Here is a 14,582-nt window from a genome sequence, read left to right as displayed (position 1 = left end):
GTCAGGCGTGCGTGCCGGCTGATGCCGGCCAGAGGCTCCGTGCGATCTGCGATCGCCAGTGCGATGTGCGATCGCCAGCACCTCAGCATGAGGAGCGGGGTTGACTGCCATGAGCGGGAGCGCTCAGTCAGCCGGCTTCATCCCTCAGGGTCGGCCCGGCCGGTGGTGGACTGATACGGTCACCGAACTGATCGTCCGGAGACCGGATCACACCGCCGTCTCGCCTTCCCCAGCCGTAAAATCCCGCCAGAGCAGCACCAGGGCCGCCATCACGGCCGGCCCCAGGAACAGCCCGAGCAGCCCGAAATTCTCGACCCCGCCCAGGATGCCGAGCAGCACCCAGAGGAAGGGCAGCCGCGTCGCGCCGCCGATCAGGGCCGGGCGCACGAAATGGTCGGCCACGAAGGTCACGACCATCCCCGCGATCACCACCACCGCCGCCGCGGCGACGCTGCCATTCACGGCCGCCAGCACCGCCGCAAGCCCGAACACCACGACCACCGCGAAGGGGATCATGGCCGCGAGCGCGGTGGCGGCGCCGAGCAGCACCGGATGCGGCACGCCGGCGAAATGGTACACGAGGCCGAGCAGGAAGCCCTCGCCGAGGCCGACGAGGACGAGGCCGTCCACGGTGCCGTGAACCGACGCCGCCATCTGGCGGGCGACCCGCTCGCCCCGCGATCCGAACAGGCGGCGGCAGGCGACGAGGCCCTGCTCGGCCACCGCCGGCCCGTCGCGGAAGAGGAAGAACAGGGTCAGGAGCGTGAAGCCGAACAGCACCACCCGGTGGGCGATCTGCTTTCCGAAGCTGCCGCCGAGGCCGATCAGCGACGAGCGCTCGATCCGGTGCAGCAGGTCCGAGGTGCCCGCCGGATGACCGAGATTCTCCTGCCACCACGCGGAGACCTGCGCGGCGCCGAAAGGCAGGTGCGCGACCGCCTCCGGCACCGGCCAGCCCTGCTCCTCGATCTGACGCCAGAACTGGAGGACGTCGTGGGCCTCCCGGGCGGCCTGGACGGCCACGAAGGCGAGCGGCACCAGGATGACAAGGGCGAGCGCCAGGGTGAACAGGCTCGGCCACAGCAGGTTGTGGCGGCCGCCGGGAAACCGCCGGGTGAGGCGCGCATAGAGCGGCCACAGCGCGATGGTGAGGATGACGGCCCAGACCAGGGCCGGCAGGAAGCCGTGCAGGGTCCAAAGGCCGATGGAAGCGAGGCCGAGCACCATCGCGGCCCGCGCCACGGCATGCGACCGCTCGGTCTCCCGGCGCGCGCTCGGCAGCGACGTGACGTGTTCCATTCCGGTTCCTCCGCTAGGGGCAGGATCGCCCGCCCGGTGCATCAACGCCGGACGTGGTCGTCCGCCGCGCTGTTGCCCGTCGCTCCCCCCTCGTGTATGCGGACCCCTCGACCGGGGCGGCGGTGCGCGAGTGCAGCTGGCCCGATCCGGCTCGCCGGCTCCGGCGGAGTGAAACCTGACAGCTCGAGGCCGCCTGAAAGAGCGGTTCGTGACCGGGGGCTCGGGCGGAGGTCCATTGGTCGCGTGGTCGAGCCAGACCTGATCACGAAAGCGGCTGCACGCCCATGTCCGACACCTTCGACCGCGTTGCCGACATCATCGCCGAGACGGCCGACATCCCGCGCGACTCGATCACGCCGGAGAGCCACGCGATCGACGATCTCGGCATCGACAGCCTCGCCTTCCTCGACATCGCCTTCGCGATCGACAAGGCCTTCGGCATCAAGCTGCCCCTCGAACAATGGACCCAGGAGGTCAACGAGGGCAAGGTGCCGGCCGAGCAGTACTTCGTGCTGAAGAATCTCTGCGCCCGCATCGACAGCCTGGTGGCCGAGAAGGCCGCCAAGGTCTGAAGCGCGCTCGGGCGGGCCGGCGCATGCGCCTCGAATATTTCGAGATGATCGACCACGTCGTGTCCATCGACCGGGAGGCCGGGCGGATCGACGCGCGCGCCACCGTGCCGATGGCAAGCCCGGTCTTCGAGGGGCACTTCCCTGGCCATCCCCTCGTGCCGGGGGTGCTCCTCACCGAGACCATGGCGCAGGCCTCCGGCTACCTGCTCCTCGCCCGTTCGGGATTCAGCCACATGCCGTTCCTCATGGGCGTCGACAAGGCGCGCTTCCGCTCCTTCGTGGGGCCGGGCGCGGAACTCGCGGTGGAAGCGAGCCTGGAGCATGACGGCTCGGGCTACGCCGTCACCAAGGCGGCCATCCGCGCAGAGGGCAAGCCGCTCTGCAATGCGGAGCTGCGCTTCAGGACCATGCCGTTCCCGGCGGGCCTCGACGGGCCGATGCGGGAGCGCGCGCGGGCCATCGGGCTCCTCGACGGGGCCGCCGCGGACGGGGCCGCCGCGTGAGCGCCCGGGAGGTCGTGATCACCGGGCTCGGGCTGGTATCCGGGGCAGGCGAGGGCGTCGCGGCCCATCAGGCGGCGCTTGCTGCGGGCCGGCCGCCGCGCAAAGATGCCGAGACCTTCGCGCCCTGGCCGGTCCATCCGGTGGCGCCACTCGCCCTCGACAGTCAGATCCCCAAGAAGGCCGACCAGCGGCAGATGGAGCCCTGGCAGCGCCTCGGCGTCTACGCCGCCGGCCTCGCCCTCGATGCGGCCGGCCTCAAGGGGGATGCGGCGCGAAAGGGCGCCATGCATCTCATCGTGGCGGCGGGCGGCGGCGAGCGCGACTACGCGGTCGACGGGCAGATCCTCACCGGGCTTCGCGCCGCCGCCGATCCGGGCGCCTTCCTGAACGAGCGGCTGCAGAACGACCTACGTCCGACCCTCTTCCTCGCCCAGCTCTCGAACTTGCTCGCCGGCAACATCGCCATCGTGCACGGCGTGACGGGCGCCTCGCGCACCTTCATGGGCGAGGAATCGAGCGGCGTCGACGCCCTGCGCATCGCCCAGGCCCGCATCGCCGCCGGACAGGTCGACAGCATGCTGGTCGGCGGCTCCTACAATGCCGAGCGGGCGGACGTGCTGCTCGTCCACGAGATGGGCGGCTTCCTCTACCGGCCGGATTACGCGCCCGTTTTTCGCCGCGAGGGCACGGGCGGGTTCATCTTAGGAAGCGGCGCCGCCTTCCTGGTGCTGGAATCCGCCGACCACGCCGCCGCCCGCAGGGCCGCTCCGCTCGCCCGCCTCGCCGCCGTGGCGAGCGACCGCTCGCGGCGGGCGCCGGGCAGCGTCGGCGCGAGCCTGACCGCGCTCTGGCGGCAGGCCGGCCTCGCCGATCCGGATGCCGTCATCTCGGGCGCCACCGGCTGCGCCGGGATCACCGGCGAGGAGGCAGCCACGCTCGCCACGCTCGCACCCGGCGCCCGGGTGAGCGCGCTCGGCGACCTCACCGGCCACACCCTCGAAGTCACGGCCCCCTTCGGGGCCGCCCTCGCGGCCGCCCTGGTGGCTTCGGGCGCGGCCCGCGAGGTCGCCGTCACGGCGGTCGGGCACCGCCGCGGCGAGGGTGTCCTCCGCATCCTGCCCGCCGGGAGCTCCGCATGATGCGCGCCTATCGGGACGCCAAGGGCCGGCCCCTCGTCGCCGTCACGGGGATGGGCGTCGTCACCTCCCTCGGGCAGGGCGTGGCGGAGAACTGGTCGGCGCTGACGGCGGGGCGCTCGGGCATCCACGCCATCACCCGCTTCCCGACCGAGGGTCTGCGCACCCGCATCGCCGGCACGGTCGATTTCCTCAAGGCCGAGCCGATGGTGGCGCCTTTGCTCTCCGAGCGCCTCGCCGCCGCCGCCGCCGAGGAGGCAGTCGCCGAGGCCCGGATCCCGGGCGACTTCCCCGGCGCGCTGTTCATCGCCGTCCCGCCCGTCGAGATGGAATGGCCGCAGCGCCAGGCTCTTGCCGAGGCGGCGGGGGTGTCCGGCGACATCACCTACGCGGACCTGCTGCGGGCCGCCTCCACCCGCCGCTTCGACGACTGGCACGACCTGTTCATCTTCGGCACGGTGGCCGACCGCATCGCCGACCGCTTCGGCACCAAGGGGTCGCCGATCTCGCTCTCGACCGCCTGCTCGTCGGGCGCCACCGCGATCCAGCTCGGCGTCGAGGCGATCCGCCGCGGCGAGATGACGGCCGCCCTCTGCATCGGCACCGACGGCTCGGTGAATCCCGAATCGCTGATCCGCTTCTCGCTCCTTTCGGCCCTGTCGACCCAGAACGACCCGCCGGAGGCGGCCTCCAAGCCTTTCGCCAGGAACCGCGACGGCTTCGTGATGGGCGAGGGCGCCGCCGCCCTGGTGCTGGAGGATGCCGCAGCGGCTTCCGCCCGCGGCGCCCGGATCCTCGGCTACGTGCTCGGCTGCGGCGAGAAGGGCGACGGCTTCCATCGCACCCGCTCGAGCCCGGACGGCGCGCCGATCATCGCGGCGATCCAGGACGCTCTCGACGATGCCGGGCTCGCGCCGGATGAGATCGACACCGTGAACGCCCACGGCACCGGCACGCCGGAGAACGACAAGATGGAGGCGCTCGGCTGCCTCGCAGTCCTGGGCGAGCGCATGCGCAGCGTCCCGATCTCCTCCAACAAGTCGATGATCGGCCATACGCTGACCGCGGCCGGGGCGATCGAGGCGGCCTTCTCGCTCCTCACCATCGCGACCGGACGCGTGCCGCCGACGCTCAACTACGCGGTGCCGGATCCCGCAATCCCCCTCGACGTGGTGACGGCGGCCCGCGACCTGCCGGTCCGGACCGTGCTGTCGAACTCCTTCGGCTTCGGCGGGCAGAACACCTGCCTCGTCCTCGCGGCGGAGCCGGCGTGAACGGGCCCGCATCCGCGGCCGGCCGGATCCTCGTCACCGGCGGCGCCCGGGGCCTCGGGGCCGCGATCGTGCGGGCGCTCGTGGCCGCGGGCCACGACGTGGACTTCACCGTCCGGCAATCGGGCGAGGCCGCCGGGGCCCTGGCGGCGGAGCTCGCGGCCACCCATCCGGGCCGCAGGCTGCGTGCCTTGCCCGTCGATCTCGCCGACCGGACCGCCCTCGACGCCTTCTGCGAGCAGGCGGCGGAGGAGGGCTATGGCGGGTTCGTGCACAATGCCGGCCAGTCTTACGACGCGCTCGCGGCGATCCTCGACCAGGACCGGGCCGAGGCGGCCATGCAGGTCAATTTCTGGTCGCTGACGCGCCTCGCCAAGGCGCTGGTGCGGCCGATGACCCGGGCCAAGGCGGGGCGGATCGTGGCGATCGGCTCGGTCGCGGCGCTGCGGGGCAATCCGGGCAACGCCGCCTACGCGGCCTCGAAGGGCGCGCTGATCGCCTATTGCCGCACGCTCGCGCTCGAATGCGCGCGGCGGGGCGTCACTGTGAACGTGGTGGCGCCGGGCTTCATCGACACCGCCATGATGGCGCCCTACGCGGCCCACCGCGCCGCCATGGAGAAGCAGATCCCGGCCGGGCGCTTCGCCGCACCGGAGGAGGTCGCGGCCCTCGTCGCCTTCCTGATGGGGCCGGGCGCAGCCTACATCACCGGGGCGGTGCTGCCGGTCGATGGCGGGCTCACCGCGATGATGGGCGTCCACCGCGGCTGAGCGCCCGATCCTTGATTCCGCCGCATTCGCTGCGCCGAAGCGGGCTCGCGCCGCAGGTCGGCGCGTGATGAAGAGGCCTTGCGCGATGCGTCGCGTCCGACTGGCGGCCTCCCTCCTCGTGCTGACGGGGGGAGCGGCCTTCGCCCAATCCGAAACCTTCCGGGTCGACGACGTGGCCCCGGGCGATTCCTTAAGCATCCGCGAGGCTCCGGACGCCGCGGCGCCCACGGTCGGGCGGGTGCCCTGGGACGGGCGGCTGCGCGGCTTCGGCTGCACCACCGACACACCGAGCGGGCGCACGTGGTGCCGGGTGAAGTACGGCCGCATCGTCGGCTGGGCTCGCCGCAAGTTCCTGGCGCCGGAGTGATGCGGCTTCCGGTTGATCTTTTCGAGACGAGTAAGCGCGGGGAACCCCTCTCCCGCGCCCTCTTGTCTCGGAACAGATCAACCAGAAGCCGTATCAGTCGTCCGCTGGAAGCTGTTCACGCTGCCCGACAGGGTTGTCGGACGAGCGATCGGATCCATGGCGGAGCCGGATCGCGCGGCACTCGCGACCCGTCTCGGCCACATTCTCCTGTCACCGGACCCGTCGTCCTCCCAAGCCCGAGTTTGACCATGCAAGCCCTGCAGATCTTCGGCGATCGCGACCTGCGCCTGTCGCAGGTCGAGGCGCCGCCCCCGCCCGGCCCGGGTGAGGTCGAGGTGCGGATCCGGGCGGTCGGGCTCAACTTCATCGACGTGTGGGGCTTCCGCGGCATGGCCTTCGCCAAGCGGAAGCTGCCGCTCACCGTCGGGGCCGAGGCGGCCGGCGAGATCTCAGGCCTCGGCGAGGGCGTCGAGGGGCTTAAGGTCGGCGATCCGGTGGCGCTTTACGGCGCGCTCACCTGCGGGCGCTGCCGGGCCTGCCGCGAGGGCCGCGACAATCTCTGCGAGGAGGTGGGCGGCGTGATGGGATTCCACATCGACGGCTTCGCCCGCGAGCGGGTCGTCATGCCGGCCCGCCTCGTGGTGCCGGTGCCGGCCGGGGTGAGCGCCGTCGAGGCCGCCTGCGCGCCCATCGCCTTCGGCACGGTCCAGCACATGCTCTTCGACAATGCCCGCCTGGAGCCGGGCGAGTCGATCCTGGTGCATGCGGGCGGCTCCGGCATCGGCACCGCCGCGATCAAGATGGCCAAGGCGATCGGCTGCACCGTCTTCACCACCGTCGGCGACGACGCCAAGGGCGAGAAGGCCCGCGCGCTCGGCGCCGACCACGTCATCAACTACCGCACCGAGCGCTTCGAGGGCGAGGTGCGGCGGCTGACCAAGCGCAAGGGCGTCGACGTGGTCTTCGAGCATGTGGGCGCCGATACCTGGAACGGCTCGCTCCTGTGCCTCAAGCGCGGCGGGCGGCTGGTGACCTGCGGCTCGACCTCCGGTGTCTCCGCCACCATGAACCTGATGCAGCTGTTCCAGCAGCAATACCGCATCACGGGCTCGTTCGGCTGCCGGATCGACAACATCCGGCAATCCCTGGCCAAGATGGCCGAGGGGCTCACCCCGGTGATCGACACGGTGCTGCCGCTCGCCTCCTTCGAGGAGGGGCTGGCGCGGCTCGAATCGCGGCAGGTCTTCGGGAAGATCATCGCCACGCTCTGATGCCAACGGCCCGGGCTGCTGACGCAAGCCAAGTGCTGCCGCGCATGCTCACGCAGCGGGCCGTTGACCATCTCGGATTTTCGATTCCAGGCCAAAGGCTTGGCGAAAATTCGAGAACCGAACCAACGGTCACATGGAAACGACCGTTGGCATGAGGGCCGCGCGGACCATCTTCCGCGTCACCCCTTGCAACTCTATGAGGGACCGACGACCTGCCGGCTCGGCGCCTCCGCCTGCGCCGTCGCCACCCCTCGTGAGATGTCCGTGCTGCGCCTGAAGCTGAGGCTGTACCGTTTCGTTTCCCGCCTCGCCGGGCTGCCGATGATCTGGCTCGTGCGCCTGCTGTTCGGTATCGCGAGCCTGCTCGGGCCGCAGCGGGCCGGGGGGTTCGGGGCCTGGCTCGGCCGCACGCTCGGACCCCGCCTGCCCGCGCACCGCACCGCCCTCGACAACCTGCGCCACGCCTATCCGGACCGCAGCCCTGAGGAGATCGCCGCGATCGCCCGCGGTGCCTGGGAGAATCTCGGCCGCACCGGCGCCGAATACGCGCATCTGGCCGAGATCTTCGACTACGACCCGCAGGCGGCGACGCCCGGCCGCATCGAGGTCGCGGGCATCGAGCACTTCTTCGCGCTGCGCGACGACGGCAAGCCGGGCCTGATCTTCTCGGCCCACCTCGCCAACTGGGAGCTGCCGGCGATCTGCGCGGCCCGCTTCGGCCTGGAGGCGAGCGCGGTGTTCCGGCCGCCGAACAACCCGGCCGCGAAGGAACTCGTGCAGGAGGTGCGGCGCTCCACGATGGGCGGCCTCACGGCGGCCGGGCCCGGCGCCGCCTTCGCCATGCAGGGCGTCATCGACCGCGGCGGCCATCTCGGCATGCTCGTCGACCAGCATTTCACCCGCGGCGTGGTGGTGGAGTTCTTCGGGCGTCCGGCCCTGGTCAACCCGCTGCTCGCCAAGCTCGCCCGGCACTACGAGTGTCCGGTGCACGGCGTCCGGGTGATCCGGCTGCCGGGCGGCCGGTTCCGGCTCGAACTGACCCCTCCCCTCGACCTGCCGCGCGACGCCTCCGGCGCAGTCGACGTTCAGGCCACCATGCAGGCGATGACGCGGGTGATCGAGGGCTGGGTGCGGGAGCATCCGGAACAGTGGATGTGGATGCACCGGCGCTGGCGCCCCGCCATGCTGCCGCGGGCGGCGCAGCCCGTCGCGGGGCAGCCCGTCACCGGCCTGGCGGCTCAAGCTAACGTGACTTCCGTCAGTCCGGCCGCCGGGGCTTGATGAGGCCATGACCTGCGCGGCATCCCATTGGCTCCTGCTGGTTCTGCTCCTCGGCGGTTCCTTCCCGGCTGCGGCCGGGGATGCCCCCCGGGCGGTGGTCGAGCTCTTCACGAGCCAGGGCTGCTCGGCCTGCCCGCCGGCCGACCGCATCATCGGCGACCTGTCCCGGGACCCGAGCGTCATCGCGCTGAGCCTGCCCGTCACCTATTGGGACTATCTCGGCTGGAAGGATACGCTGGCCCGTGCGGCCTTCACCGAGCGCCAGCGCGCCTATGCGGGCGTGCGGGGCGACCGGCAGGTCTACACGCCGCAGGCGGTGATCAATGGCGCCTTGGCGGTGGTGGGCTCCGACCGCAACGCGCTCGAACACACGATCCGTGATCCCGGCACCGCCGTGAGCCTGCCGGTTCCGATCCGCAGCGAGCTGGAGGGCGACCGTATCCGGATCGACATCGGCGCCGCGCCCGATGCGGGCCGCAAGGCCGAGCTCTGGCTGCTGCCGGTGGCGCGCGCGCGCGAGGTCGCCATCGCGCGCGGCGAGAACCGCGGCAAGACCGTGACCTACCGCAATGTCGTGCGCGGCATGCATCACGTCGGGAGCTGGTCGGGCGCGCCGGCCCATTACGAGGTGCCCCGGACCATCCTCCAGTCGGGGGATGCCGATACCTACGTGCTGGTGCTGCAGGCGGAGTATGGCGGGCCGGGCCGGATCCTGGGCGCCGCGAAGGGGCCGGGCCTGTAGCCCGTCCGGAGGGGGCTTAAGCCCGCCTACCGGCCCGAGGGGCCGCGCATCCCGGCCGCTATCCCGAGCCCGGCGACGCCCTCCCCCGACGGAGGCGCATGGCTCAGAGGGTGCCAAGCAATCGATAGTATCCTATCTATCAGCCCTTGCAACGGCCCCGCTCACCGTCGCGTTCTCCTGCCATGCGCCATACCCTTCTCCAGAGTCTCACGCTCGGCCTCGTGCGCGCCGGCCGCACTTGGCGGCGGGCGGCGGACGCGGTGGTGACCGCCTACGGTCTCACCGAGGCCACCGCCCTGCCGCTGCTGCTCATTGGCCGGCTCGGCGGCGACCCGCGCCAGACCGCCCTCGCCGAGGCCCTGGGCATCGAGGGGCCGACCCTGGTGCGGCTCCTCGATCAGGTCGAGGAAGCCGGTCTCGTCACCCGGCAGGAGGATCCCACCGACCGCCGTGCCAAGGTGCTGCGCCTCACCGAAGAGGGCCGGGCGCGGGTCGGCGCCATCGAGGCGGAATTCGACCGGCTGCGCACGCGCATCTTCGCGGAGGTGCCCGACGAAGACCTGCTCGCGGCCCTGCGCGTGCTGCGGGCGCTTCGCGACGGCACCGGCGACCGCTCCGGCCCCGAACTCCTGCCGCCCGCGAGGGCCGCGTCATGACCCTGCCCGGCTGGCGCGCCTGGCTCTTCGCGGGCAAGACTGCGGGGGCGGCGATCCTCGCCCTCTGGATCGCCCTGTGGATCGACCTGCCCCGCCCCTACTGGGCGATGGCGACGGTGTTCATCACCGCGCAGGCGCTCTCGGGCGCGACCCGCTCCAAGGCCGCCTACCGGGTCGGCGGGACGCTGATCGGCGTCGTGGCCGCCGTGGCGATGGTGCCGAACCTCGTCAACGCGCCGGAACTGCTCACCCTGGCGCTCGCGCTCTGGACGGCCGGCTGCCTCTATCTCTCGCTCCTCGACCGCACGCCGCGCAGCTACCTGTTCATGCTCGCCGGCTACACGGCGGCCCTGATCGGCTTCCCGGCCGTGAGCGAGCCCGGCGCGATCTTCGACACGGCGATCGCGCGGGCGGAGGAGATCACCCTCGGCATCCTCTGCGCCGCCCTGGTGTCGAGCCTCGTCCTGCCCCAATCCGTCGCGCCGGTAGTGGCCCAGCGCATCGCCGCCTGGCTCGCCGAGGCCGGCCGCTGGACCGGCGAGGTGCTGGCGGGCGAGGCGGAGGAGCCGGCGGTGCGCGCCCGGCGCCTGCGGCTCGCCGCCGATGCGGGCGAGATCGACGTGCTCGCCGCGCATCTCGCCTACGACACCTCCGAGCAGGCCGCCGCCGCGCCCTGGGTGCGTCTGCTGCGAGGGCGCATGCTCCTGCTGCTGCCGGTGCTCTCCTCCTTAGGCGACCGGATCGCGGCCCTGCGCGGCCTCCGGGCCCTCACCTTCGACCTGCGCGAGCTGCTGCAGGCCCTCGACAGCTGGGCGAAGGCCGGCGCTCCGGTGCAGGGCGTGGCGGAGCTGACGGCGCGGATCGAGGCCGCCGAGCGGGGGCTTGCCGCCGATCCGGGCTGGGCGGCGCTCATGCGCGCGAGCCTCCTCGACCGCCTGCGCGACCTCGTCGCCCTGTCGCGGGACTGCCGCACCCTGGAGGAGCACATCGCTCGCGGCGGCGGGCGCCTGCGGGCGCCCCTCGCCTATGGGGGCGAGTTCGCCGCCTGCCCGCCGCGGCACCGCGATCACGGCATGGCGCTGCGCTCCGCCCTCGGCGTCCTGATCTCGGCGGCGGTGTGCGTCGGCCTCTGGATCGCCACCGCCTGGCCGGACGGCGCCACGGCCGCCATGATGGGCCTCGTGCTCTGCTGTCTCTTCGCCGCGCAGGACGACCCCACCCCCTCGATCCTCGGCTTCGCGCGATGGTCGGCCGCCGCCGCCGTCGCGGCCGGCCTGCTGCTCTTCGGGGTGCTGCCGCGGGTCCACGATTTCACGATGCTGACCCTCGCCGTCCTGCCGCCGCTGATGCTCTGCGGCCTGCTGATGAGCCACCCGCGCACGGCCGCGGCCGGGATCGCACTCGGCGTCAACGGCAATGCGCTGCTCGCCCTCCAGGACCGCTACAATGCCGAGTTCTCGGCCTTCGTGAATTCCAGCATGGCGCTGCTCGCCGGCATCTGGATCGCGGCGCTCGTCACGAGCCTCATCCGCTCGATCGGCGCCGAGCAGGGCGCGTGGCGGCTGCTGCGCGCGAGCCGGCGGGATCTCGCCCGCGCGGCGGCCCGGCGCGGACGCGGCGACCGGGTCGCCTTCGCGGCCCTGATGATGGACCGCCTCGGCCTCCTCGTGCCGCGCATCGCCGCCGCGCCGCCCGACAGCGCGCTGCGCCGGGTCGACACGCTGGCGGAGCTGCGGGTCGGCATGGTGCTGGTCTTCCTGCGTCGCGCCCGCCACGGGCTGCCCGCCGATCAGGTGGCGGCCCTCGATCGGGTGCTGGACGACCTGGCCCGCCACTACCGCCGCGAGACGGAGACGGCGGACCCGCTGATGCTGGAGCGCATCGACGCGGCGCTCCGCCTAATCGGGGCGCATCCCGGGCCCGAGGAGCGGCGTGACGCCCTCCTCGGCCTTGCCGGCCTGCGCCGCGCCCTTTTCCCCGAGGCCGCTCCCTACGACCCGGCACGGCCTCGCGCGGACGCGATCCGGGAGGCTGCCTGATGCCCGACATCGACATCTACGGAGTCTTCCTGCCGGCCCTCCTCGTCTACGCGGTGCTCGCCTTCGGGGTGAGCCTCGTGCTGCGCCGCCTGATCGCCTGGGCCGGGCTCTACCGCTTCGTCTGGCACCGGCCGCTCTTCGACCTCGCCCTGACCATCACCTGCCTCGGCGGCATCGTCGCCCTGGCCCCGCGCCTCACCTGAGCCTTCGTCATGACCCGCTTCCTCGCGTTCGTCGGCCGCTTCGCCGTCACGGGATTGCTGCTGCTCGCCGCCCTGGTGGTCGGGGCCGCCCTCTGGGACTACTACCTGGAGGCCCCCTGGACCCGGGACGGGCGGGTGCGCGCCGAGGTGGTCGGCGTCGCGCCCGACGTGTCGGGGCTCGTCCGCGCGGTCGAGGTGCGGGACAATCAGGAGGTGAAGCGCGGCGACGTCCTGTTCCGCATCGATCCGGAGCGCTTCGCGCTGGCGCTGCGGCAGGCGGAGGCGGTGGTGGCCGGCCGCAAGGCGACCCTGACGCAGGCGGAGGCCGACCTCGCCCGCTACCAGCAGCTCAGCGACAACGTCGTGTCGCAGCAGCGCCTCGAAGCGGCCCTGGCGACCGAGCAGGGCGCCCGTGCGGCCTACGACCAGGCGGTGGCGGACCGCGACCTCGCCAAGCTCAACCTCGCCCGCTCCGAGGTGCGCGCCTCCGTGAACGGCCGCATCTCGAACCTGGAGCTGCGGCCCGGCACCTATGTGGCGACCGGCAAGGCCGTGATGGCCCTGGTCGACAGCGACACGCTCCATGTCGAGGGCTATTTCGAGGAGACCAAGCTCGACCGCATCCGCATCGGCGACCCCGTCACCGTGCACCTGATGGGCGACAGCCACGACTTCACCGGCCGGGTCGAGAGCGTGGCGGCCGGCATCGAGGACCGGGAGCGCAGCGCCGGCGCGAACCTCCTCGCCAACGTCAACCCAACCTTCGCCTGGGTGCGGCTCGCCCAGCGGGTGCCGGTCCGGGTCGCGCTCGATCCCACGCCGGAGGCCGCCCGGCTCACCGCCGGGCGCACGGCGACCGTGGTGGTGCATCCCGGGGGCACGGCGGAGCCGCGCCCCCTCGACGGGCTCTGGCGGCGCTGGGAGGCGCTCAAGGGCAATCTCGCGGCGCATAAGGGCTGAACGCCCTGGAGGGCCGATCGCGCGCCCGCTTCCCGCGAGACCGGCGGACCCTATTTGCCGATCCCAAACCGGCCTCGACGAGCCGGCTCCGGGAAGGATCGGTCCGGGAGGGACGCACCATGGCAGACCACGCGCCGGACGCGCTCGGCACGCGCACGCTCGACCGCATCACCTGGCGGCTGATGCCGCTCCTCGGCCTGATGTACCTCATCGCCTACATCGACCGGCAGAACGTCTCCTACGCCAAGCTCCAGATGGTCGGCGATCTCGGTCTCAGCGAGGCGGCCTATGGGCTCGGGGCGTCGCTGTTCTTCGTCGCCTATTTCCTGTTCGAGGTGCCGGCGAACGTGATCCTCGAACGGGTGGGCGCGCGGCTCTGGTTCACCCGCATCATGGCGAGCTGGGGCCTCGTCACCGTGCTGCTCGGATTCACGCAGGGCACGGCGATGTTCTACATCCTGCGCTTCCTCCTCGGCGCCGCGGAGGCCGGGTTCTTCCCCGGCGTCCTGTTCGCGCTCACCCTGTGGTTCCCGCAGAGCCACCGCGGGCGGATGGTGGGCTGGTTCATGATCGCGAGCGCGGTGGCGAACGCCATCGGGGCGGCGATCGGCGGGGCGCTCCTCGACCTCGACGGGCTACTCGGCCTGCGCGGCTGGCAATGGGTCTTCCTCGCCACCGGGCTCCCCGCCCTGCTGCTGGCCGTGGTGGTGTTCTTCATCCTGCCGGAAGGACCGGAGCGGGCGCGCTGGCTGCCGGCGGAGGAGAAGAAGTGGCTCGCCGACACGCTCGCCCGCGAGGCGGCCGCGACGGCCCACACGGAGCACCCCAACCCGTTCCGGGTCCTCCTCGATCGCCGGGTGATGATCCTCGCCCTGCTCTACGTCGCCTTCCCGCTCGCGGCCTATGGCCTGAGCTACTGGCTGCCGACGGTCGTGAAGGGCTTCGGGGTCTCGAACACCGTCAACGGCTTCCTGAACGTGATTCCCTGGGTGGCGGTCGCCCTTGCGCTCTGGTGGGTGCCGCGCCACGCGGCCAGGACCGGCGAGACGACCTGGCACATCGCGGGGCCCGCCCTCATCGGCGCCGCGGCCCTGACGCTCAGCGTGATCGTGCCGGGCTCGGCGCTCAAATTCGCCTGCCTGTGCGTGGCGGCGGCCGGCATCTTCTCCGGTCAGCCCGTCTTCTGGTCCCTGCCCCCGACCTTCCTGCGCGGCGCCACGGCGGCGGCCGGCATCGCAGCGATCAACTCGGTCGGCAATCTCGGCGGATTCATCGCCCAGAATGCGGTGCCGTGGATCCGCGATCGCACCGGCAGCGACCTCACCCCGATGCTGTTCCTCGCCGCCTGCCTGCTCGGCGGCGTGGTGATGGTCTTCGTGGCGAAGGCGGTCCTGCGCCGCCCCACCCCCCCGGCGGAGGCGGACATGAGGCTCGCGCGGCGGTGAGGCCGGCGCGTCCTGCCGCAGCGGAAGCGTGATACGGTTTCCGGACGCCCGGGTCGGAGATCCGTGT

Annotated in this window: 15 protein-coding genes; 14 read left to right on the top strand and 1 reads right to left on the bottom strand. The window is 72.4% G+C overall.

Annotated features, from left to right (window positions below; all coding sequences use genetic code 11):
* Positions 1 to 207 precede the first annotated feature (207 nt).
* Positions 208 to 1,299 carry an AI-2E family transporter gene (locus MNOD_RS09020; protein ID WP_015928550.1) on the bottom strand — a complete coding sequence of 364 codons (1,092 nt, stop codon included), beginning with the start codon at positions 1,297 to 1,299 and terminating at the stop codon, positions 208 to 210.
* A 284-nt stretch (positions 1,300 to 1,583) separates the two neighbouring features.
* Here MNOD_RS09020 and MNOD_RS09015 point away from each other — a divergent pair, with 284 nt between their 5' ends.
* The 14 genes from MNOD_RS09015 to MNOD_RS08950 all read left to right on the top strand — a co-directional run bounded on the left by MNOD_RS09015 (position 1,584) and on the right by MNOD_RS08950 (position 14,515).
* Entirely contained in the window at positions 1,584 to 1,871 is a 288-nt protein-coding gene (locus MNOD_RS09015; RefSeq protein WP_015928549.1) for an acyl carrier protein, read from the top strand.
* Between the two features lie 23 nt (positions 1,872 to 1,894).
* Positions 1,895 to 2,374, top strand: a complete 480-nt coding sequence (locus MNOD_RS09010) for a 3-hydroxyacyl-ACP dehydratase FabZ family protein (protein WP_015928548.1) — start codon at positions 1,895 to 1,897, stop codon at positions 2,372 to 2,374.
* Entirely contained in the window at positions 2,371 to 3,513 is a 1,143-nt protein-coding gene (locus MNOD_RS09005) for a beta-ketoacyl-ACP synthase (RefSeq protein ID WP_015928547.1), read from the top strand. Before MNOD_RS09010 ends, MNOD_RS09005 begins: the two co-directional genes overlap by 4 nt.
* Positions 3,513 to 4,784 carry a beta-ketoacyl-ACP synthase gene (locus MNOD_RS09000; RefSeq protein ID WP_043750736.1) on the top strand — a complete coding sequence of 424 codons (1,272 nt, stop codon included), beginning with the start codon at positions 3,513 to 3,515 and terminating at the stop codon, positions 4,782 to 4,784. Before MNOD_RS09005 ends, MNOD_RS09000 begins: the two co-directional genes overlap by 1 nt.
* Positions 4,781 to 5,551, top strand: a complete 771-nt coding sequence (locus MNOD_RS08995; RefSeq protein WP_015928545.1) for an SDR family oxidoreductase — start codon at positions 4,781 to 4,783, stop codon at positions 5,549 to 5,551. The genes MNOD_RS09000 and MNOD_RS08995 overlap by 4 nt, the downstream gene beginning before the upstream one ends.
* An 85-nt stretch (positions 5,552 to 5,636) precedes the next feature.
* Positions 5,637 to 5,918 carry an SH3 domain-containing protein gene (locus MNOD_RS08990; RefSeq protein ID WP_015928544.1) on the top strand — a complete coding sequence of 94 codons (282 nt, stop codon included), beginning with the start codon at positions 5,637 to 5,639 and terminating at the stop codon, positions 5,916 to 5,918.
* Positions 5,919 to 6,166: 248 nt separating this feature from the next.
* Positions 6,167 to 7,189, top strand: coding sequence for a zinc-binding dehydrogenase (locus tag MNOD_RS08985; protein WP_015928543.1), 1,023 nt, complete (start codon positions 6,167 to 6,169; stop codon positions 7,187 to 7,189).
* Between the two features lie 264 nt (positions 7,190 to 7,453).
* Positions 7,454 to 8,470: a lipid A biosynthesis lauroyl acyltransferase gene (locus MNOD_RS08980; protein ID WP_043750734.1), complete on the top strand. Its 1,017-nt coding sequence runs from the start codon at positions 7,454 to 7,456 to the stop codon at positions 8,468 to 8,470.
* 7 nt (positions 8,471 to 8,477) lie between these two features.
* Positions 8,478 to 9,212, top strand: a complete 735-nt coding sequence (locus MNOD_RS08975) for a DUF1223 domain-containing protein (protein ID WP_015928541.1) — start codon at positions 8,478 to 8,480, stop codon at positions 9,210 to 9,212.
* 182 nt (positions 9,213 to 9,394) lie between these two features.
* Entirely contained in the window at positions 9,395 to 9,868 is a 474-nt protein-coding gene (locus MNOD_RS08970; RefSeq protein ID WP_015928540.1) for a MarR family winged helix-turn-helix transcriptional regulator, read from the top strand.
* A complete protein-coding gene (locus MNOD_RS08965; RefSeq protein ID WP_015928539.1) occupies positions 9,865 to 11,907 on the top strand; it encodes an FUSC family protein in 2,043 nt (680 codons plus the stop codon). Before MNOD_RS08970 ends, MNOD_RS08965 begins: the two co-directional genes overlap by 4 nt.
* The gene (locus MNOD_RS08960) at positions 11,907 to 12,110 is read left to right on the top strand and encodes a DUF1656 domain-containing protein (protein ID WP_015928538.1); all 204 of its coding nucleotides are present in this window, start codon (positions 11,907 to 11,909) and stop codon (positions 12,108 to 12,110) included. The genes MNOD_RS08965 and MNOD_RS08960 overlap by 1 nt, the downstream gene beginning before the upstream one ends.
* A gap of 9 nt (positions 12,111 to 12,119) precedes the next feature.
* A complete protein-coding gene (locus tag MNOD_RS08955; RefSeq protein WP_015928537.1) occupies positions 12,120 to 13,070 on the top strand; it encodes an efflux RND transporter periplasmic adaptor subunit in 951 nt (316 codons plus the stop codon).
* A gap of 119 nt (positions 13,071 to 13,189) precedes the next feature.
* Positions 13,190 to 14,515, top strand: coding sequence for an MFS transporter (locus MNOD_RS08950; protein ID WP_015928536.1), 1,326 nt, complete (start codon positions 13,190 to 13,192; stop codon positions 14,513 to 14,515).
* Positions 14,516 to 14,582 lie beyond the last annotated feature (67 nt).

Origin of the sequence: Methylobacterium nodulans ORS 2060 (assembly GCF_000022085.1) — a bacterium.
Taxonomy (GTDB): Bacteria; Pseudomonadota; Alphaproteobacteria; order Rhizobiales; family Beijerinckiaceae; genus Methylobacterium; species Methylobacterium nodulans.
The sequence above is the reverse complement of the archived record's forward strand: the minus strand, read 5'-3'. Positions and strand labels throughout refer to the sequence as shown.